Source organism: Streptomyces sp. NPDC001270 (assembly GCF_042896695.1).
Lineage (GTDB): Bacteria > Actinomycetota > Actinomycetes > Streptomycetales > Streptomycetaceae > Streptomyces.
This window is the reverse complement of record NZ_JBIAXM010000019.1, coordinates 1-19,385: the sequence shown is the minus strand read 5'-3', so window position 1 is coordinate 19,385 and position 19,385 is coordinate 1. Positions and strand designations below refer to the sequence as shown.

The 19,385-nt window shown below is 72.7% G+C and carries 18 protein-coding genes; 12 read left to right on the top strand and 6 right to left on the bottom strand.

Features of this window, described 5'->3' with window-relative positions:
* Positions 1-103: 103 nt before the first annotated feature.
* Positions 104-1,009, bottom strand: coding sequence for a DUF1932 domain-containing protein (locus ACFY2B_RS28680; RefSeq protein ID WP_390765957.1), 906 nt, complete (start codon positions 1,007-1,009; stop codon positions 104-106).
* A gap of 248 nt (positions 1,010-1,257) precedes the next feature.
* Positions 1,258-1,524, bottom strand: a complete 267-nt coding sequence (locus ACFY2B_RS28675; protein WP_390765956.1) for a hypothetical protein — start codon at positions 1,522-1,524, stop codon at positions 1,258-1,260.
* Between the two features lie 198 nt (positions 1,525-1,722).
* Between ACFY2B_RS28675 and ACFY2B_RS28670 the strand changes: the two genes are divergently transcribed.
* From ACFY2B_RS28670 to ACFY2B_RS28625, 10 genes are all read left to right on the top strand, one after another.
* The gene (locus ACFY2B_RS28670; protein WP_390765955.1) at positions 1,723-3,369 is read left to right on the top strand and encodes a multicopper oxidase family protein; all 1,647 of its coding nucleotides are present in this window, start codon (positions 1,723-1,725) and stop codon (positions 3,367-3,369) included.
* 234 nt (positions 3,370-3,603) lie between these two features.
* Positions 3,604-4,068, top strand: a complete 465-nt coding sequence (locus ACFY2B_RS28665) for a hypothetical protein (RefSeq protein ID WP_390765954.1) — start codon at positions 3,604-3,606, stop codon at positions 4,066-4,068.
* 189 nt (positions 4,069-4,257) lie between these two features.
* Positions 4,258-5,301 carry an L-glyceraldehyde 3-phosphate reductase gene (mgrA, locus tag ACFY2B_RS28660; protein WP_390765953.1) on the top strand — a complete coding sequence of 348 codons (1,044 nt, stop codon included), beginning with the start codon at positions 4,258-4,260 and terminating at the stop codon, positions 5,299-5,301.
* Between the two features lie 147 nt (positions 5,302-5,448).
* The gene (locus ACFY2B_RS28655; protein WP_390765952.1) at positions 5,449-5,589 is read left to right on the top strand and encodes a hypothetical protein; all 141 of its coding nucleotides are present in this window, start codon (positions 5,449-5,451) and stop codon (positions 5,587-5,589) included.
* A gap of 455 nt (positions 5,590-6,044) precedes the next feature.
* Entirely contained in the window at positions 6,045-7,061 is a 1,017-nt protein-coding gene (locus ACFY2B_RS28650; RefSeq protein ID WP_390765951.1) for a substrate-binding domain-containing protein, read from the top strand.
* A 185-nt stretch (positions 7,062-7,246) separates the two neighbouring features.
* Entirely contained in the window at positions 7,247-9,613 is a 2,367-nt protein-coding gene (locus ACFY2B_RS28645) for a nitrate- and nitrite sensing domain-containing protein (protein WP_390765950.1), read from the top strand.
* 1 nt (position 9,614) lies between these two features.
* A complete protein-coding gene (locus ACFY2B_RS28640) occupies positions 9,615-10,046 on the top strand; it encodes a roadblock/LC7 domain-containing protein (protein WP_390765949.1) in 432 nt (143 codons plus the stop codon).
* Position 10,047: 1 nt separating this feature from the next.
* A complete protein-coding gene (locus tag ACFY2B_RS28635; RefSeq protein ID WP_376538734.1) occupies positions 10,048-10,407 on the top strand; it encodes a DUF742 domain-containing protein in 360 nt (119 codons plus the stop codon).
* Between the two features lie 103 nt (positions 10,408-10,510).
* Entirely contained in the window at positions 10,511-11,137 is a 627-nt protein-coding gene (locus ACFY2B_RS28630) for an ATP/GTP-binding protein (RefSeq protein WP_390765948.1), read from the top strand.
* Between the two features lie 186 nt (positions 11,138-11,323).
* On the top strand, positions 11,324-12,358 hold the full coding sequence (locus tag ACFY2B_RS28625) for a polyphosphate kinase 2 family protein (RefSeq protein WP_390765947.1): 1,035 nt from the start codon (positions 11,324-11,326) through the stop codon (positions 12,356-12,358).
* A gap of 62 nt (positions 12,359-12,420) precedes the next feature.
* Here the strand turns inward: ACFY2B_RS28625 and ACFY2B_RS28620 are convergent, their stop codons facing one another.
* From ACFY2B_RS28620 to ACFY2B_RS28610, 3 genes are all read right to left on the bottom strand, one after another.
* Positions 12,421-12,618 (bottom strand): hypothetical protein, encoded by a 198-nt coding sequence (locus tag ACFY2B_RS28620; RefSeq protein ID WP_390765946.1) that lies wholly within the window; start codon positions 12,616-12,618, stop codon positions 12,421-12,423.
* 248 nt (positions 12,619-12,866) lie between these two features.
* Positions 12,867-15,494, bottom strand: coding sequence for a LuxR C-terminal-related transcriptional regulator (locus tag ACFY2B_RS28615; RefSeq protein WP_390766067.1), 2,628 nt, complete (start codon positions 15,492-15,494; stop codon positions 12,867-12,869).
* A gap of 38 nt (positions 15,495-15,532) precedes the next feature.
* The gene (locus ACFY2B_RS28610) at positions 15,533-15,694 is read right to left on the bottom strand and encodes a hypothetical protein (protein WP_390766076.1); all 162 of its coding nucleotides are present in this window, start codon (positions 15,692-15,694) and stop codon (positions 15,533-15,535) included.
* A gap of 372 nt (positions 15,695-16,066) precedes the next feature.
* Here ACFY2B_RS28610 and ACFY2B_RS28605 point away from each other — a divergent pair, with 372 nt between their 5' ends.
* The gene (locus ACFY2B_RS28605; protein ID WP_390765945.1) at positions 16,067-17,056 is read left to right on the top strand and encodes an aldo/keto reductase; all 990 of its coding nucleotides are present in this window, start codon (positions 16,067-16,069) and stop codon (positions 17,054-17,056) included.
* 75 nt (positions 17,057-17,131) lie between these two features.
* Here the strand turns inward: ACFY2B_RS28605 and ACFY2B_RS28600 are convergent, their stop codons facing one another.
* On the bottom strand, positions 17,132-18,130 hold the full coding sequence (locus tag ACFY2B_RS28600; RefSeq protein WP_390765944.1) for a LysR family transcriptional regulator: 999 nt from the start codon (positions 18,128-18,130) through the stop codon (positions 17,132-17,134).
* A 658-nt stretch (positions 18,131-18,788) separates the two neighbouring features.
* Between ACFY2B_RS28600 and ACFY2B_RS28595 the strand changes: the two genes are divergently transcribed.
* Positions 18,789-19,385: ricin-type beta-trefoil lectin domain protein (locus ACFY2B_RS28595; protein WP_390766066.1), on the top strand; the 597-nt coding region annotated here is incomplete at its 3' end.

The window sequence follows — 19,385 nt, the reverse complement described above, 5'->3', positions numbered from 1 at the left end:
TTTCTACAGCACTGTAGAGAGCGAGCGCCGACCGGTGTGCGGGCCCGGGGCCGGGTGGACGCCGACCAGGGGCTCGGCGGTCCGCCCGGGCCCCGGCCGGACGTCACCCCTGGTCGTCCGTGTCGGCCGCGGGCGGCCGCGGCCCCTCGGCCGCTTTCCCGGCGAGGTCGGCGATGAGGCGGGCACCCGTCACCGTCGGGTCGTCCTTGTGCGCGCTCCAGCGGTCGAAGGTCTCCGCCGCGGCCTCGGCGAAGGAGCCCGGCAGTCCGGCTTCCCGCCAGGCCCGGGCGATCTCCCGCATCTCCGGCTCCCAGCGCCATGCCCGCGGCCCCGCTCCGGCCAGGACGTCCGGTTCCGCCAACGGGGTGCCGGGCAACTGGTGCGCGGCCAGGTCCAGGAGTTCGTCCAGGACGCCGTGACCCTCGGCGAGGGCGCAGGCATGGGCGGCGAGCGCGTACGAGATCTTGTTGTAGGCGGCGAAGGCCAGCTTGAGCGCCGACGCCCGCCCGACCGGCCCGGCCAGCGCGACCGGGGTGAGGAGGGTCCCCGCGAACAGGGCCGCGACACGTGCGACCGCCTCGGTGTCGCCGGACAGGTACAGCCGGGTGGTCCCGGCCCGGCGGGGCGGCGGGCCGGTGATCCCGCCGTCCACCACCGTGGCGGTGCCGCCCCGGAACGCGGCGACGATCTCCGCCATCAACTGGGGGCTGACCGCGTTGGCATCGGCGTAGACACCGCTGAATCCGGTGGCCGCCACCCGACGCGCCACCTCGCCCGCCGCCGCGGGCGGGCAGACGCTGAGCAGCACCTGACTCGTCGCGGCGAGTTCCGCCAGGCTGCCGACCGCCCGCAGACCGGCCTCGGCGGCGCGCTCGCGGGTGGCCGCCGACCGCCCCTCGGACACCCAGCGGACCGTCGCACCCGCCGCGACGGCCTGCGCCGCCACCCGCGCCCCCATGGCGCCGGGGTGCACGATCCCCACGTCCCGTCCCCAATCTCGCTGAGCCATGCGGGGACCCTAACCCCGTGACCGCCGGCCCATCGAGTCCGCGGCCGTTCATCGAGACGTACGGGGCTCGGGCGAAGGAACAGCAGCATTCGTACGGGGCCCAGCCGCCAGGGCGGCACCAGTCGCACCGGGCACAGCCACCAGGACGGCACCGGCCGTACGGGTCCCAGCCGAAAGGCCCGCCCTCGCCGGTCGTACGGGGCTCGGCCGCCGGGCCGGCGCAGGCCCGGCCGTGCGGACGATCGCCGTCAGGGGGCGTCGCCGTACCAGTCGTAGCGGCGGCCGTCCGGTGGGCGGGGCGTGTACATGGACCGCCCGCCCGGGCCGTAGCGGCCCATCTCGGTCAGCAGTGCCACCTGCTCGCCCGGCGCCCGGCCGGGCCGGCCGGTGACGTCCAGGAGCAACCCGTCCAGCGGACCGCCGACCAGTTCCGCATAGGTTCGGCCGGGCCGGGGGCTCGCGTCGTCGTGGTCCGACCCGTAGACCCGCCCGCGCATGAACTCCTGCTCATCCATGGTGTGCAGGGTCGCACCCGGGACTGACATCGATGCCGATGCTCAGGTTCGGGTGGACGTGACCCGGGCACCGACCTATGCCCCGCTGGGCATCAGCGGGCCGTGCGCGCGGCCGGCAACGGCCATCCCACCCCGACGCCACAAGACGCGCCGGTCAAGATACCGGACATATCAGCATAAAACGTGTGTTATTCATTCATGCACAAACCTTCGCGGCGTACCTTGCTCACCGCCTCGGTCGCGGCCGTCGGCTCGGGACTCCTGTCGGCCTGCACCGAAAACGGCTCGCATCCGCAGTCCCGACCAGAAGCCGGCGCGCCCGCCAAGGTCGACGGCCACGGCTTCGTTCCCCCGGGACCCAAGGGGTATGTGGACCCCTCCGGTCCCGAGGTGCACGCCGCCGAGCGCAAACGCGGCTCCGGCCCCGTGCGCCGGTTCGAGTTGACCGCTTCCGAGACGACGGTGGACCTGGACGGGCGAAGATTTCGCACCTGGGCCTTCGGTGACGAACTGCCCGGCCCGCTGGTGCGCGTCACCGCGGGGGACGTCCTCAGCCTCAGACTCGCCAACCATCTGCCCGCCGAGACCACGCTCCATTCGCACGGTGTGCGCATGCGCTGCGACATGGACGGCGTGCCGAGCCTGACCCAGGACGCCGTTGCGCCCGGCGGGGACTTCCTCTACCGCTTCACCGTCAGCCACCCCGGCACCTATCTGCTGCACTCCCACTCCGGCATGCAGCCGGACCGCGGCCTGTACGCGCCGTTCATCGTGGACGACCCGAAGGAGCCGCTGCACTACGACAAGGAATGGATCATCGTCCTCGACGACTGGGTCGACGGCGTCAGCGGCTCCACCCCGGACGACGTCCTCAGCCAACTGCGGCACGGCAAGGTCATGTCCATGGACGGCATGGGCATGGACAACGGGATGGGCATGGGCTCCGGTGCCAGTCACGGCGCCTCCTCCTCGCCGCCTGTGGCGGCCGGCCCGAAGTCGAAGGGACCGTCCCGCATCCTGAACGGCAGGCGCAGCCGCATCCTGCACAGCGTGGGCGGCAACGTCGCCTACCCCCACTACCTCGCCAACGGCCGGCTCCCCGGCAATCCGTCGGTGTTCCGGGCCCGCCCCGGCGAACGCATCCGGGTGCGCATCATCAACGCCGGCTCGGACACCGCCTTCCGGGTCGCCTTCGGGGGCCACCGGATGACCGTCACCCACACCGACGGCTATCCCGTCGAGCACACGAAGACCGACGCCCTGATCCTCGGCATGGCGGAACGCTACGACGTGTTGATCACGGCGAAGGACGGCGTCTTCCCGTTCATGGCGATCGCCGAGGGCAAGAACGGCAAGGCCATGGCGCTGCTGCGCACCAGCGCCAAGGCGTCCGCGCCCCGGGGCGAGGTGCACGTGTCCGAACTCGACCGCGAGCTCGTGCCGGCCCGCCGGATGGACCCCCACGAGTCCGTCGCCCTGGCCCGGCGCAAGCCCGACCGGATCCTGCGGATCCGGCTCACCGGCAACATGAAGGACTACAGCTGGGGCTTCGACCACAAGCCCTATACCGTCACCCAGCGCCATGCGATCCGGCAGGGCGAGCGCGTCCGCCTCATCCTCATCAACGCGACCGACATGTGGCACCCGTTGCACCTGCACGGCCACACGTTCGCCGTGGGCGGCCTCAACGGCGTGGGCGCCCGCAAGGACACCTCGATCGTCCTTCCGCACCGCAAGCTCGTCGCCGACTTCGACGCCGACAACCCGGGGTTGTGGATGCTGCACTGCCACAACCAGTACCACTCCGAATCGGGCATGATGACCATCCTGGGCTACCGTAAGTAACTCCAGGCCGGTGCGGGCCGTTCCGGACGGCTCGCACCGGCCGCGCGCGAGCGCGCACTCCGCCCGCGGACTCGGCCGGCCGGCGACACCCGCGCACCGCGCGCCGCAGGCCCTCGCATCGTGCGAGTGGTGGATCTCCCGGGACGGTCGTAGCGTCGATGCAGAGGCAGCTGCGCCCGAGGCAGCGCGGTGTCGCGTGGCCGCGAGTGCGCAGCAAGGCTGGCGGGAGCGACTATGCGCAATCCAGTGCGGTGTACGGCGATCATGCTCTCGGTGGGCGTGCTGCTCGCGGGAGGCATCACCACGGCTGCGGCGGCCCCGTCGGCGACGGCGCCGACCGGCCACCCGGCCCGGCAGAGTGCGACACCCGTCCTCGTGGACTGCTCCTTCAACTCCGACGTACGTCCCGGCGACTTCATCCTCGCCTGCGGTGACGGCAACAGCCGCCTCACCGCACTGCGCTGGTCGCACTGGGGCCAGAACTCGGCGACGGCCGAAGGCGTCAACCTCGTGAACGACTGCAAGCCGTACTGCGCGGCGGGCACGTTCCGCGAGTATCCGGTCACCGTCCGGCTCGACCATCCGAAACAGTGGCAGAAGAATCCGGAGCTGAACCACTACACCCGGATCGTCCTCACCTTCTCCGACTCCCGGCCGACGGGGCAGGAACGCGTGACGACGATGTCCCTGTGGAACTGACCTCGGCCGCCGCGCCGTCCCGGTCCCGGCACCGGGGCGGCGCGGCGGCGTGCGGGGGCCACGGGATTGAGAAGTGCCCGCGCTGAATCCGATGCGATCGTACGGTTGGACTTCGGGATCCTGGCGGAGCAGGGTGGACGGGAGCCCGTCCGCACGGGCCGCCCCGTGCCCCTCACCCGGAGAAGACCGATGAACCACGTCGCAAGCCCCGAGCGCTACGCCGGCCCCATGCGCTACCGGCGGACCGGACGCTCGGGCTTGGACCTGCCCGTCCTGTCCCTGGGCTACTGGCACAACTTCGGGGACGACCGCCCGTTCGAGACCCAGCGCGAGATCGCGCTGCGCGCGTTCGACCTCGGGATCACCCACCACGACCTGGCGAACAACTACGGCCCCCCGTACGGCTCCGCGGAGATCAACTTCGGGCGGCTGCTGAAGCGGGACCTCGCGCCGTACCGGGACGAGCTGGTGGTCTCCACCAAGGCCGGCTGGGACATGTGGCCCGGCCCGTACGGACAGGGCGGCGGTTCGCGGAAGTACCTGCTCGCCTCGTTGGACCAGTCACTGCGCCGCACGGGGCTCGACTACGTGGACATCTTCTACTCCCACCGGCTCGACGCGACCACGCCGCTGGAGGAGACGATGGGGGCGCTGGACACCGCGGTGCGCCAGGGCAAGGCCCTGTACGTCGGCATCTCCTCCTACGACGCCGAGCGCACCCGCGAGGCCGCTGCCATCCTGCGCGAGCTGGGCACCCCGCTGCTCATCCACCAGCCCTCCTACAACATGCTCAACCGCTGGATCGAGGCCGACGGCCTGCTCGACCTCGCCCAGGAGGAGGGCTTCGGCATCATCGGCTTCACCGCGCTCGCACAGGGGCTGCTCACCGGGCGGTACCTCGACGGCGTCCCCGGAGACTCACGGGCCGCCCAGGACAAGTCCTTCGACCGCGCCTGGCTCACCGACGACATGCTGCGCAGGCTGCGCGCCCTGCACGACATCGCGGACCGCCGCGGGCAGACCCTGGCGCAGCTGGCCCTGGTCTGGGCCCTGCGCGACCGGCGCGTCACCTCGCTGGTCATCGGCGCCTCGCGGGTCGACCAGCTGGAGCAGAACGTCGCCGCGCTGCAGAACGCCGACCTCGACGCCGAGGAGCTGGCCGAGATCGACAAGTACGCCACCGACGGCGGTGTCGACCTGTGGCAGGAAGCCCGGCTCGGACGCCTCGGCTGACTTTTTCTGGCACTCAGTGACACTCACCACTGACAAGCTCGAACAAAAAGGGCAAAATGGAGCAACCGCGACCGCGACTTCGAGGAGCCGCACCCCGTCATGGCACACGGAGCCCACCAAAGCCCCCTCCTGCCTCCCCACCCGGACTTGAGCCTTGCCCGCGACTGCGAGCACTGCCTGGGCTGGGGAACCGTCGTCACCTTCGACGGACTCCACGAATTGTGTCCCACCTGCCAGCCGAGCACCGGCGGCGACGGCGGGGCCACCACCGAGACCGCCGCCCCCTGAGTACGCCCGCATCAGGTACCCCGCCTCCTGGATCACCGGCGACGCCCCCCGACGCCGTCGCCCCGGGGGCCCTCGGGCGTGCCCGCGACGTCTTTCCGGCGGCTGTCGGCGGCATTCCGGCCGCCAGCGTCCCCGGGCACCCGTGAGACCGGGTCCGCGCACCCGGGTCCGCACTCTCGGCGGCGAGCGCTCGTGCGTGTGCGGACCGTGACCGTCGCACCACGGTGACGTCCTGGCACTCGGTGCCGTATTTGGCCGACTTTTCCAGTCCCGCACCGCATCCACCGCATCACGATGTGGCACCGGCCACACCTCACACCATTGGCACACTTGACTACCCGCGGTCACACACGATTGGCTCCAGCGGGGAGAGCGGGCCGGGCGCGCCACACCCGAGCACCGGGACCGCGCTCCCTTCCCCCAGGCTCGGCCGCACAGCGAGGTGCCGCACCCCCATGAACACGTCTCCCCCACGTCCCGCGCCCGGCAGGCCGACGCACTCCGCGGCGCTGACCGCCGCCGCGGCGGCGGCCGGCTGCCTGCTGGTCGCCGGCTGCTCCGGCGCCGGCGCCACGCGGTCGGCCGCCGACACCCGCGCAGCCGGCACCGCCCGGCTGAAGGTAGCCATGGTCAGCCACGGCGACCGGGGGGACGCCTTCTGGGACCGGGTGCGCAAGGGAGCCGCGGACGCCGCGGCCAAGGACGACGTCGAGCTGACGTACGCGAACGACCCCGACGGCGCCGGGCAGGCGGAGCTGGTGCGGGACGCGATCCGCGACAAGGTCGACGGCATCGCCGTGACGCTGGCCAAGCCCGAGGCGATGAAGGCCCCGATCACCGAGGCGAAGAAGGCGGGCATCCCCGTGGTGGCCCTCAACTCCGGCATCGACGACTGGAAGTCCACCGGCGCACTGGAGTACTTCGGCCAGGACGAGAGCGTGGCGGGCCGGGCGGTCGGCAACAAGCTGGACGACCTGAAGGCCAAGCGCGCCCTGTGCGTGATCCACGAGCGCGGCAACATCGCCCTGGAGGCCCGCTGCGCCGGGGTGAAGAAGACGTTCGGCGGCCAGACCTCCCTCGCCTACGTCGACGGCACCGACATGAACACGGTCACCGAATCCATCGCCGCCCGGCTGCGCCAGGACCCCGGCATCGACGAAGTGGTCACCAACGGCGCCCAGTTCGCGCTCGCCGCGGTGAAGTCGGTGAAGGAAGCCGGCAGCCGGGCCCGGGTCGCGACCTTCGACCTCAACGACGGCCTGGTCAAGGCCGTGCAGAGCGGCGACGTGCAGTTCGCGGTGGACCAGCAGCCCTACCTCCAGGGCTATCTCGCCGTGGACGCGCTGTGGCTGTACCGGACCAACGGCAACATCAGCGGCGGCGGGGAGTCGCCCGTGCTCACCGGGCCCGCCTTCGTGACCAAGACGAACGTGGCCGAGGTGGCCCAGTTCGCCGCCAACGGGACGCGCTGACCGGCCGGTTCACCCCGGGTCCACGCCAACGATTCGAGCATGTGCGGCACCTGGGGTCACTTGTGCGGATAACATCCTCGCGCACCCCTCGTGCCGCACGGGACACCCACCACCCGCCGCGCTCGCCCCCACCCGTCTCTCCTTCCGACTCCCCCCCGCCCGACGAAGACCGCACTAGGACGACGATGTCTCCACGGACAGGCGCCCGGCGCCGTCTAGGCTCCATACGTCTCTCCCTGATCCTGCTGGCCCTCGTGCCCAGCGTCACCCTCGCCGTCATCTGGGGCGCCACCACGACCCAGATGTTCTCGGAGGGGCTGCGGCTGCGCTCGCAGGCGCAGTTGAGCCGGTCGACCGGGGCCATGGGCACCGAGGCCACCCTCGCGCTGCAACGGGAACGCCGGCTGTCCGCCGCCTGGCTCGCCTCTCCGCACGGCTCCCGGGCGGCGCTCGACACACAGCGGAAGCAGACGGACGCGGCCGTGACCGAACTGGTCGGGCAGGCGAAGGAGATCCGCGAGGCACCGTCCCGGATCAAGGACCGCATGTACTCGGTCATCGGGTCGGTCGGCAGCCTGGAGTACTACCGCAGCCAGGTCGACGACCCCACCGACATCACCGCCCAACAGGTGCTGGACCAGTACAGCACGATCATCGACGACCAGATCCACGCCTTCCTCGGGCTGTCCCAGGTCGACGACGGCGAACTCACCTCGGAGGCCATGCCGCTCGTCGCCATCGAGCACGCGGCGGAGCAGGTCTCCCAGGAGGACGCGCTGCTCACCACGGCCTGGTCGTCCGGACACCTGGACGAGGACCGGTGGGCCGTGTTCACCCGGCTGGTGAACACCCGTCGCTGGCTGATCGAGGACCAGGTGATGCCCGCGCTGCGCGACAACGCCAAGGCGCAGGCCGAACAGATCCTCCAGAGCGGCGCCTGGAAGAGGCTGGAGGGGATCGAGGACAAGATCCTCTCCGCCCGGACCACGGCCGGCGGGACGGACGGGCGGATCGCGCTGCCCGACGCACAGGGACAGTGGAACGCCGCGCTGACCGAAGTCAGCGACGACTACGACGATCTGATCCATAGTCAGACAACCGGACTGCTCGACCGCAGCACCGCGAGGGCGCACGACCTGCTGGTCACGGCCGGCTCGCTGAGCGTCGGCGGGTTCGTCGCCCTGCTGCTGTGCGCCGGCATGTCCTGGCGGATCACCCGCTCGCTGTCCCGGCGGCTGCACGGGCTCAGGGAGGCCACGCTCGGCCTGGCCGAGGAGCGGCTGCCCGAGGTGGTCGCCCGGCTGGAGCGGGGCGAACGGGTCGACGTGGAGCAGGCCACCCCGCCGCTGGACTACGGACGTGACGAACTCGGCCAGGTCGCACAGGCGTTCAACACCGCACAGCGCACGGCCGTGCACACCGCGGTCGAACTCGCCGACACCCGGCGCGGGTTCCAGAAGGTCATCCTCGGCATCGCCCGGCAGAGCCAGAATCTCGTCAACCTCCAGCTGAGCAAGCTGGACGCGTTGGAGCGGCAGCACAACGACCCGGACATCCTGCAAGCCCTGTACGAACTGGACTCCACGGCCAGCCAGTTGCGTCGCTACGAGGAGAATCTCGTCATCATCAGCGGCGAGCAGCCCCGGCGCAGCTGGACCGAGCCGGTCTCCCTGGTCGACATCCTGCGCAGCGCCGTCGGCGAGGTCGCCGAGTACCGGCGGGTGGAGGTGCACACCGAAGAGGAGGTGAGCCTCGCCCCGCCCGTGGTCGCGGACGTGGTCCACCTGCTCGCCGAACTCATCGACAACGCGACCGCCTACTCCCCCGCGCCCAGCCCGGTCGGGGTGCGGGCCTCGATGGTCGCCAGGGGACTTGCCATCGAGGTCGAGGACCGCGGCCTCGGCATGTCCGAGGAGGACTACGCCTCGCTGAACGCCCAGTTGTCGCAGGCGCCCCAGTTCGACGTGGTGGGACTCGCCGACGACCTGCGGCTCGGCATGTTCGTCGTCGCCCGGCTCGCCGACCGGCACGGGATCGCCGTCACGCTGCGCCCGTCGCCGTACGGCGGAACCATGGCCATCGTCCTGGTACCGCACGAGATCGTCGTACGCGAGAGCCCCGGCGGGCCCGGGCGTGCGGTCCCCGGTGCGGCCGAGGACGACGCGGACCCGGGCACGCAGCGGGACGCAGGCACCAGTGCGGTGAACGGGACGGGGCCGGCGACGGCCGTCGTGCCGCGGGTCCGGCACGCCAGGCCGGCCGGGCCCGCCGCGGCCCCCCGACCGCAGGACACCCCGGGCGGTCTCACCCCGCTGCCGCGCCGTGTGCCGCAGACGAGTCTGGTCCTGGAACTGCGCGAGGAGGCGCCGCCTGCCGAGGGGAACGGCCGGCTCGACGACTTCACCGCGGAACGCGCCGCCTCCTCCCTCGGCGGGTTCCAGCGCGGCACGCTCCAGGCCCGCGCGGACGGCGCGGAGCCGCTCGCGCCCCCGCCTGAGAACGGGGACCTCCCCAGCCGACTCCGCCCGCCGACCGCTCACGAAGGACGCTGACATGACCAGCCCCATCCCCGCCACGCACACCCAGCTCGACCAGTTGCTCACCGGACTCGTCGAGCGGGTCGCCGAGGTGAACCACGCCGTGGTCCTCTCCGAGGACGGACTCGTCGTCAGCAAGTCCACCGGGTTCCTGCGCGACGACGCCGAACGCCTCGCGGCCACCGCGTCCGGCCTGATGAGCCTCAGCAAGGGCGTCAGCATGGACTTCCGCGGCGGTCCGGTGCGCCAGGCGCTCATCGAGATGGCCAACAGCTATCTGATCCTGACCTCCGCCGGTCCGGGCGCCCACCTCGTGGTCCTCACCAGTCAGGGCGCGGACGTCGGTGTGGTGGCGTACCAGATGAACATGCTGGTGAAGAAGATCGGCGAGCACCTGAGCGCGGCGCCGCGCGCTGGCGTCGTCGCCGCGTCCGACCGCGGCGTGTGAGGTGAACGGAGGCGACGCGGCGGGCCGCCTGGTACGACCGTTCACCCTGACCGGCGGGCGGACCCGGCCGAGCCGCGCCGACTTCACCCTCATCACGACGGTGACCGCGATCGATCCGCAGCCCGCCTGGGCGGACCGGCTGCAGCCCGAGCACGCCCGCATCCTCAAGCGGTGTGCCCGGCCGATCGCCGTCGCGGAACTCGCCGCCCACCTCGACCTTCCCGTGAGCGTGGTCGTCATCCTGCTCTGCGACCTGCTGGAGGAGGGCCGGATCACCACCCACCGGCCGCATCCCGTCTCCAGCGGCGCACCGGACCTGGAACTGCTGCGGAAGGTGCGCGAAGGTCTCGGCCGGCTCTAGGGCCGTCGGGCCGGCCCCCGGGCCGAAGGGCCGGCTCATCGGCTCCTGCGGCCGTCGTCCCGTCCAGCCGGCTCTCCCGCTTCGACGAAAGGCATCCCGCCTCATGGTCAGCAAGATCGGCCGTACAGCCCCCGCCGGGGCGGTCGCCGCTCCGGACACCGTCAAGATCCTCATTGCCGGGGGATTCGGCGTCGGCAAGACGACCATGGTCGGGTCCGTCAGTGAGATCGCCCCGCTGCGTACCGAGGAGACGCTGACGGCCGCCGGGCTGGGCGTCGACGACCTCGACGGCATCGAGGGGAAGCGGGCCACCACGGTCGCCCTGGACTTCGGCCGGATCAGCATCGGGTCCGACCTGGTGCTGTACCTGTTCGGCACCCCCGGGCAGCAGCGGTTCTGGTTCATGTGGAACGACCTGGCGATCGGTGCCCTGGGGGCCGTGGTCCTGGTCGACGTGCGCCGGCCGCAGACGAGTTTCGCCGCCCTCGACTTCTTCGAACGCCGGCGCATCCCCTTCGTGGTCGGCGTCAACGGCTTCCACGGCCGGCATCCGTACGCGCCCGACGACATCCGGGACGCGCTCGCGCTGCCCGCGGACACCCCGGTGCTGCTGTGCGACGCGCGGGAACGCGAGTCGAGCCGGGACGTGCTGATCGCGCTGATCGACCGGCTGATCGCCGCCGCCACCCGCGGCGAGGGCGAGGACCCCGCCACCGACCGGCCCGGCTGAGCCGCGCCCCGGCCGGACCGTGCGCGCCGACGGCTGGACGTCCGGGCGCCGCGCCCGCCACGGACCGGAGGCGGCCCGCGGTCCCGGCCTCACCCGGCGCGGGTGAGGCCGCCGGCGGCCGGCTCGGAGATCCTGCGGGGACACGGGGACCCACGGCGGTGCCCGGCGAGAAGGGACGTACGGGCGATGGCGGATGACAGGGTCCGGCGGAGCACGGAGTTCATCGAGCCGCTGCGGGTCGAACCCGGCTCGAAGGTGTGTCTGGCCGACGACTTCGACCCCGGCTACAAGGCGGGCATCCGGAAGAAGAAGGACGGCGTCGAGCTGCTGCGCGCCGGTGTCGACCTGCTGGCCGACTACCAGCGGCGCCTGGCCGCGCAGGACACCTTCGGCGTCCTGGTCTGTCTGCAGGCGCTGGACGCGGGCGGCAAGGACGGCACGATCCGGCATGTGATGAGCGGGGTCAATCCGCAGGGCGTCCACGTGGCCGGCTTCAAGGTGCCCTCGGCCGAGGAACTCGACCACGACTATCTGTGGCGCTACGCCCGCCGGCTGCCGGCCCGCGGTGAGATCGGCATCTTCAACCGGTCCCACTACGAGGAGGTGCTGGTGGTACGGGTGCATCCGGAGAACCTCGCCCGGCAGAGGCTGCCCGCCGAGGCACGCGGCCCGGACGTCTGGGAGCGGCGCTACCGGGAGATCAACGACTGGGAACGGTACCTGTGCGACAACGGCTTCCGGATCGTGAAGCTGTTCCTGAACCTGTCCAGGGAAGAGCAGCGCATCCGTTTCCTCAAACGCATCGACGTACCCGAACGCAACTGGAAGTTCTCCCCGGCGGACGTCCGTGAGCGCGAGCGCTGGGACGACTACCAGGAGGCGTTCTCACAGATGCTGTCCGCGACCAGCACCCCGTGGGCGCCCTGGTATGTGATCCCGGCCGACCACAAGTGGTTCGCGCGGGCCTGCGCGGCGGCGGTGCTGGTCCGCACCCTGCGGGACATCGACCCCCGGTACCCGCGGGTCAGCGCCGCCACTCGGCGTGAACTCGCGCAGGTGCGGCTGGAGTTGGAGCGGGAGGCGCCCGCGGGGGCGGAGCCCGACCCGTACGCCGCCTCCAGCGCGCCGGCCGGTCCTGCGAAGGCCGGCAACCACCGGAAGGCGGGGAGGTCCCGGAAACCCGAGAAGAAGGCGGGAGGGTCCGGGGCCGCGCAACCCTGATCGAGGCGGTTCGGCCCCGGCCCGTCACCCGCCGCCGGGGCGGGCCCCGTCCACGCGGCCTCTCATTCCGGCACTCGGCGCAGCTCCAGGACGCGCAGGCCCAGCGCCTGGCACCGGGCCAGCAGCCCGTAGAGGTGCGCCTCGTCCACGACCGGCCCGAACAGCAGGGTCTGGTCGGACACGACCACGTGGTCGAGTTCGGGAAATGCCTCGGCGAGCGTCTTCGACAGATGTCCCTCGACGCGGATCTCGTACCGCATGAGCCGTCCTCCCCGCGGGTGGCGTGTACAGCAGCCGGACTGTCCCCTTCCCACCGGTGGTGTGCTCGTGTCTGTCCGCCCGTGGTCCGCTCGTGTCCACGGTGGCTCGTTCGTCTCCGCCGGCGGTCCGTTTCTCCCGTGATCGTCCCGCCCCGCGGCCCGCCCCGGCCTCACCCGGCGCAGGTGAACCCGCGCCCCCGCAGCGCGGGCACGGTGCGCGCCTCCGTGGGCCGCGGTGCCGCGACGGCTCAGAGCAGGCCGCGTTCGCGGGCCCGGCGCACCGCGTCCGCCCGCCGGTTGACCGAGAGCTTGCGGTAGGCGCTCTTGAGATGGGTCTTGACCGTGTTGATGGAGACGTACAGGTCCGCCGCGATCTCCTCGGTGGACATCAGCTGTGCGAGCCTGCCCAGTACGTCGCGCTCGCGCGGGCTCAGTTCCTCGACGACCGGCGCGGACCGGAGGTCGGGGCCGTGAGGGGCAGGTCCATGGCGGGCGGGTCCATGGCGTGCGGATCCGTGGCCGACGGGTCCGTCTGCCGTGGGTGCGCCGTCCACCGGTCCGTGGTTTGCAGAACCGCCATGTCCAGCACCGCTGTCTCCGAGACCGCTGTGCGCAGAACCGCTGGCTGCCGGGCCGCCGTGCGCGGGATCACCGCGGGCGGTGAGCCAGTCGTCGGCGGGCCCCGTGACGAGCAGGGGCGACAGCCACGGGCCGGCCTCGCGGAACGGCCGGCGCAGGCGCTCGCGGCGCGCGGCACGCAGCGCCTGGGCGGCCAGGCGGCGGGCGGCGGTGACGTCTCCGGCCCGGTCGGCGGCCTCGGCGCGCACCAGCACGGCCCGCACCGTCAGCGCGGGACCGTCCGGGCCGCCGGCCGGCAGCGCGTCGAGCAGTTCCAGCGCGGCGGCGGGGTCCCCCGCCGCGAGCCGGGCACGGGCCGCCGCGACGGCGCAGGCGGGTCGCCGCGCCGCGACGGGCTCCAGCGCCTCGGCCGCCGCCTCCGGATCGCCGTCGGCCAGCCGGGCGGCGGACACGACCAGGGCCGCGTGGTCCCGCGCCCACGGGGAGGCGACGACGGCCGTGACGCCGTTCTCCGTGGCGGCCAGGGCGGCCCGCGGCTCGCCGCGGGCCAGCGACAGCCGCGCCCCCACGAGGGTCCTGGCCGCTTCCGCGACCGGGTCGACCAGGCCGTCGCCGGTGGCGGTGATCCGGTCGAGCAGGGCCTGTGCCGTGTCCAGTTCGTCGCGTTCGACGGCCACGGCGGCCAGGACCAGCCCGCCGACCGCGGAACAGGCGGACGGCGGCAGCCCGTACCGGGCGGCCTCCCGTAGCGCGGCGAGTGCCTGCTGCTCGGCCCGGGTGTTCCAGCCGGCCAGCCAGTCGATCAGCGCGAGGTGGCCCAGGGACTCCTCGCGCGGCAGTGCCGTGGTGACGCCGTCCGGGCAGCAGAGCGCCTCGGCGAGCGCGGCACGCGCGGCGTCGGTGTGTCCGGCCCACAGCCGGGCCGAGCCGACGTGGGTCAGGAGCAGCGCGAGCAGTTCGGGGTGCCGGTGCAGGCGCTCGGCGGGGACGGACCGCCGCAGGTCACGGGCGATCCGGGCAGCCCGTTCGGCCCGGCCGGGACAGCCCGTGAGCCGGGCGGCGAACGCTTCCAGGAGGGCGAGGCCGAGCCGGGCGGGCACCAGGTCGGCGGCGGCCGGGTGGCCGTCGGCGGCGGCGAGCAGTTCCCCGGCGTGCCGCAGCCGGGCCAGCCCGTGGCCGAGGTCCCGGTCGGCCAGTTCGCGGGCCGCGAGGACGAGTTCCCGTGCCGGGCTGTCGGTGCCCGCGGTCATACGGGCGAACAGCGCGCCCAGGTCGTCGGGGCGCCGGCCGGTGAACAGCCGGCCGATCGCGAGGTCCTCGACGAGCGTGCGGGCGGTGAACTCCCAGTCCCCGGCCGCGCAGCCGTGCGTGAGGGTCTCCGTGAGCGACCCGGAGCGGCTCAGCCAGCGTGCGGCCCTGCGGTGCAGTTCGGTCTCCAGGCCGGGGTGCCGTACGCGCAGGTGGGCCCGCAGGATCTCGGCGAACAGCGGGTGCAGTCGGTACCACGTCCGTCCGAGGGGTTCGACGAACGCGTTCTCCCGCCGCAGCCCGGCCAGGATCCGTTCGGCGTCGTGCCGGCCGGTCAGCGCGTCCGCCAGCCCCGGCCGGAACCGCTCCACGACGCTCACCCGCAGCAGCAGGTCCTGGGTGGCGGCCGGCTGCCGCCGCAGCACCTCGGTGAGCAGATAGTCGGCGACGACGCTGTGTCCGGCCTCGAACTCCTTGAGGAACCGCTCGGGATCGGGGCTCTGCCGTGCGGCCAGGGCGCACAGACGCAGTCCGGCGGCCCAGCCCCGGGTGCGGCGGACCAGGGCGTGCGCGCCCTCGCCGGTGAGCCGCAGACCGTGCGAGGCCAGCAGGATGGCCGCTTCCCGGGGAGTGAACGCCACTTCCGCGCCGCGGATCTCGGTGATGCTGCCTGCTGCCCGGTAACGGTGCAGCGGGAGCAGCGGTTCGCTCCGGGTGACCAGGATCAGCCGCAGGCCCGCCGCCGCGTGGTGCAGTACGAACTCCAGTTGGTCGGCGATGTCCGCGCTGGGCCCCACGCGCTCGAATTCGTCGACGACGACGATCGCGGGGTCGGTGCGGTCGCTCAGGTCGGCCGCGAGGCGCGCCAGCAGGGCCCGGTCCACGCCGTCGGGGTGTGCCGGGGAGCCGATGCCGGGCGACAGCCGCAGCCCGGCGGCCCTGAGGGCGTGGAGCAGGCAGGCCCAGAAGAGTCCGGGCGCCCGGTCCGCCCCTTCCGCGGTGAACCAGGCGACCGGCCGGTCCAGGCGTGCGGCCCAGTCGGCGACCAGCAGGGTCTTGCCGGCTCCGGCCGGTCCGTCGACCAGCGTCAGTGGCGTGCCGAGGCCCTGGCCGAGGTGGCGGGCCAGGCGTTCGCGGCGCAGGAAGGTGGGGGCAGACCGGGGGCGGTGAAGCGGGTGCCGAGGAACGGGTCGCCGCGGGGGTCGACAGGCGGGTCCGGTGCGGAGCGGTCCTGGTACTGACTGGTCATGGCGCTCACCACCACCGTCCGTCAGGTCGTGGCCGACGGTCCTCCCGGTCAGTGTGGCAGCCGCGGCGGGCTTGTGCGCGGTGATCCACCCATACGGACGTTCGAGACCTGGCGCCGGTCCAGGCCCTGGCCGGAGTGCGGCACAGGGGCAGGAAAGGCAGGATGGAGGCGCGTATGGGCGCGGCCCGTTCATCAGGCACGGCCGTCCGGGGTCCGCACACCCTTGGCGCTTCCCTGCGCACGCACTCCCGCACGGCAAGGCGCTCGGACCGTACGGCCGCCGTCGCCCCGAGACCTTGACATCGAGCGCACTCCAGCTCGTAACGTCCCGGAGAACGAAGATCAAACCCTCATGGAAAGGCCGGCAGTCAGATGAAACAGCGCAATCTGCGGGATCTCCGGGTGTCCGCCCTCGGCCTCGGGTGCATGGGCATGTCCGCCTTCTACGGCTCCGCCGACCAGGACGAGGGCCTGCGGACCATCCAGCACACACTGGACCTGGGCATCGACTTCCTGGACACCGCACAGATGTACGGGCCGCTCACCAATGAGTCGCTCGTCGGCCGCGCGGTCAAGGGCCGCCGCGACCAGTATGTGATCGCGACGAAGTTCAACTTCCGGATGGACGACGCCGTCCCCGGCGACATGAGCACGGTCGGCCGTCAGGACGGCTCGCCCGAGCACGTGCGCAGCTCGGTCCACGGCTCGCTGCAACGGCTCGGTACCGACTACATCGACCTCTACTACCAGCACCGGGTCGACCCCGGGGTGCCGATCGAGGAGACCGTCGGCGCCATGGCGGAGCTGGTCGCCGAGGGCAAGGTGCGGCACATCGGGCTGAGCGAGGCGAGCGCGGCGACCATCCGCCGCGCGCACGCCGTCCACCCCATCACGGCGGTGCAGAGCGAGTACTCGCTGTGGACGCGCGACCCGGAGGCCGAGGTGCTGCCCACGTGCCGGGAACTCGGCATCGGATTCGTGCCCTACTCCCCGCTCGGCCGCGGCTTCCTCGCGGGCCGGTTCTCCTCCCCGGAGGACCTGGACGAGGGCGACTTCCGACGCAGCGGCCCCCGCTTCACCGGCGACAACCTGGAGGCGAACCTGCGCCTCGCGGCCAAGGTGAAGGAGATCGCCGCGGAGAAGGACGCGACCCCGGCGCAGTTGGCGATCGCCTGGGTGCTGGCCCAGGGCGACGACCTGGTGCCGATCCCGGGAACGAAGCGCCGCAGCTATCTGGAGCAGAACGCGGCGGCGGTCGACGTGGAACTGACCGCGGACGACCTGGCCCGCATCGCCGCGGAACTCCCCGAGGTCTCGGGTGAGCGCTACGACGAGGCGGGCATGCGGGCCGTGAACCTCTGACCGGGGCGCACCCGCGGTCCCGCGCCCGGAGACCGGGAGTCGAACGGCGGCCCGGGCCCCGGTCGAACGGTCCCGTCACCCGGCTGTGGCGCCTCTCGGGCCACGGCCGGGCCCAGCGGGCCCGGTGACGTTCCAGGTGCGCGCCGCCCAGGTCCGCAAGTGCGGTGCCTGTGCGGCCAGTTCACGGTACGCGGCGGTGGCGCACTGGTGCAGCGCCTCGGCCAGTTGCTCGTCGACCGCGGTGCGCCGCCAGGCCAGCACGTACCGGCACCACAGCGGCGTACCGGCCAGCGGTTTGATCACGACGTGCGGGATCGGCCGGACCGTCGCCTGGACGACGGACACCCCGAGCCCCTCGGCGATCATGCTGAGCAGTTGTGCCTGGTCGCCGAGGAATTCGTGCGCGGTGCGGGGCGTGAAGCCGGCCGCGGTACAGGCGGTGTAGAAGACGCCGGGCCAGCCGGCTCCGTCGTCGGGCGTCACGAACCAGGCGTCCTCGGCGAGGTCGGCGAGCGAGACCTGGTCCGCGTCCTTGAGCCGGTGCCGGGCCGGCAGGGCGACGAAGTCCGGCTCCGTGACGATGCCGCGGTGGCCGACGGCCGCGGAGTGCCGCAGTTCCATCCCCGGGTAGTCGGCGGCGATGCCCGCGTCCACGGCGCCCTCCTCCAGGAGTTCGACGATGCGCGAGGAGGCGTACACGCTGCTCACCGCGGGGGACACCGCGGGCAGTCGGGTACGGAGCCGGGCCACCGTCCCGGACAGCATGGGCGAGTTGGTGGCCGCGAGGCGCAGCGTCCGGCCCGCTCGGGCGGCGTCGGCCGGGGCGCGGCGTCCGATCGCGTTGGCGCGGGCGAGGACGTCCCGCGCCTGGGCGACGACCTCCGCACCGTACGCGGTGGGGCGCACTCCCGCGCTGCCGCGCTCGAACAGCGGCTCGCCGAGGTGGCGTTCGATCCGCTGGAGTTGCGTGCTCACAGCCGGCTGCGAGTAGCCGAGGGCGGATGCCGCCCGGCCCACGCTCCCGGCATCGGCGAGCGCGCACAGCACGCGCAGATGCCGCAACTCCAACTCCATCCGCTCACGTCCCATCGTCGACGGCCGCGTCGCGTCGCACCGCCGCGCGCTCCGGCCACTGACTCGGATCATACCGAGCACGGACAGGGGCATATCCGTGCAATTCACAGCATGCGCCTTCCCCTCCGGCGTCCGTCTTCCGTCCGGGCCCGCACGAGGAGGTCCGGACCGCGCCGCGCGGCCGACTCATGACCGCCACCTGCCCGGAGGCGCAGGTCCGCGACCGCCGGAACGCGAGGACTCGCGCATCAGCCGTGAGGTCCGCGAGGCGATCGCGGAGTCATGACCGGCCGGGGCCGGAACCCACCGTGGCACGACGGAGCACCGCCCGGGGACCGGCGGCATCGGACACCCCCCGACACCGGCGGAACGGGCCCCGACCCGGGCCGGCCGGGACGAAGTACCGGTGGATGCTGGGTAGTTGACGGCTCCACCCCTGCCTGCCATGGTCTAGACCTAGCAACCACCAGCTGTCGCAGCACCCTCCGGGCCGGCCTTCCCGACCGGCCTTCTGCTTGTCATGTCACCGTCCGCTCCGCCATGACCGCGCAAGATCCGCCCGCCGACGCCGCCCGACGGCCCGGCGGTCGCGTCCGTATTCCGCTTCCCCCACCGTCAAGGAGCCGCGTTCACCATGACCATCCTCCACTCCAGACGCATGCCCGTCAGACGCGTCACCCCCGGCCGCACACTGATCGGCGCCGTCCTCGTCGCCCTCCTCGCCACCCTGTTCGCCACGACCGACGCCCGGGCGGCCGACGGCCGGATCACCGGGCTCGCCGGGAAGTGCGTCGACGTGGCCGGCGCCGCCAGCGCCAACGGAACCGCCGTACAGCTCTACGACTGCAACGGCACCAACGCCCAGATCTGGTCCAACCCCGGCGACGGAAGCCTGCGCGCACTCGGCAAGTGTCTGGACGTCGTCGACCGCAGCACCGCGGACGGCGCGTCGGTGCAGCTCTGGGACTGCTCGGGCAGCGCCAACCAGCAGTGGGTGGTCACCGCTGCCCATGACATCGTCAACCCTGCCGCGAACAAGTGCCTGGACGTGCGGGACAACAACAGCGCCAACGGGACCCGGCTGCAGATCTGGACCTGCTCGGGCGGCGCCAACCAGAAGTGGAACGCGCCGGCGAGCGGCGGCGGGGGCGGCAACCCGTCCGGTTTCGTGGTCAGTGAGGCGCAGTTCAACCAGATGTTCCCGAGCCGGAACTCGTTCTACACCTACAGCGGACTGACCGCCGCGCTCAGCGCC

Coding starts and splice junctions, on each gene's coding strand:
- ACFY2B_RS28675 (WP_390765956.1), bottom strand. CDS start 1,524: ATGGATGAGCAGGAGTTCATGCGCGGGCGGGTCTACGGGTCGGACCAC.
- ACFY2B_RS28670 (WP_390765955.1), top strand. CDS start 1,723: ATGCACAAACCTTCGCGGCGTACCTTGCTCACCGCCTCGGTCGCGGCC.
- ACFY2B_RS28605 (WP_390765945.1), top strand. CDS start 16,067: ATGAAACAGCGCAATCTGCGGGATCTCCGGGTGTCCGCCCTCGGCCTC.
- ACFY2B_RS28650 (WP_390765951.1), top strand. CDS start 6,045: ATGAACACGTCTCCCCCACGTCCCGCGCCCGGCAGGCCGACGCACTCC.
- ACFY2B_RS28680 (WP_390765957.1), bottom strand. CDS start 1,009: ATGGCTCAGCGAGATTGGGGACGGGACGTGGGGATCGTGCACCCCGGC.
- ACFY2B_RS28640 (WP_390765949.1), top strand. CDS start 9,615: ATGACCAGCCCCATCCCCGCCACGCACACCCAGCTCGACCAGTTGCTC.
- ACFY2B_RS28625 (WP_390765947.1), top strand. CDS start 11,324: ATGGCGGATGACAGGGTCCGGCGGAGCACGGAGTTCATCGAGCCGCTG.
- ACFY2B_RS28645 (WP_390765950.1), top strand. CDS start 7,247: ATGTCTCCACGGACAGGCGCCCGGCGCCGTCTAGGCTCCATACGTCTC.
- ACFY2B_RS28610 (WP_390766076.1), bottom strand. CDS start 15,694: ATGACCAGTCAGTACCAGGACCGCTCCGCACCGGACCCGCCTGTCGAC.
- ACFY2B_RS28620 (WP_390765946.1), bottom strand. CDS start 12,618: ATGCGGTACGAGATCCGCGTCGAGGGACATCTGTCGAAGACGCTCGCC.
- ACFY2B_RS28665 (WP_390765954.1), top strand. CDS start 3,604: ATGCGCAATCCAGTGCGGTGTACGGCGATCATGCTCTCGGTGGGCGTG.
- ACFY2B_RS28600 (WP_390765944.1), bottom strand. CDS start 18,130: ATGGAGTTGGAGTTGCGGCATCTGCGCGTGCTGTGCGCGCTCGCCGAT.
- mgrA (WP_390765953.1), top strand. CDS start 4,258: ATGAACCACGTCGCAAGCCCCGAGCGCTACGCCGGCCCCATGCGCTAC.
- ACFY2B_RS28630 (WP_390765948.1), top strand. CDS start 10,511: ATGGTCAGCAAGATCGGCCGTACAGCCCCCGCCGGGGCGGTCGCCGCT.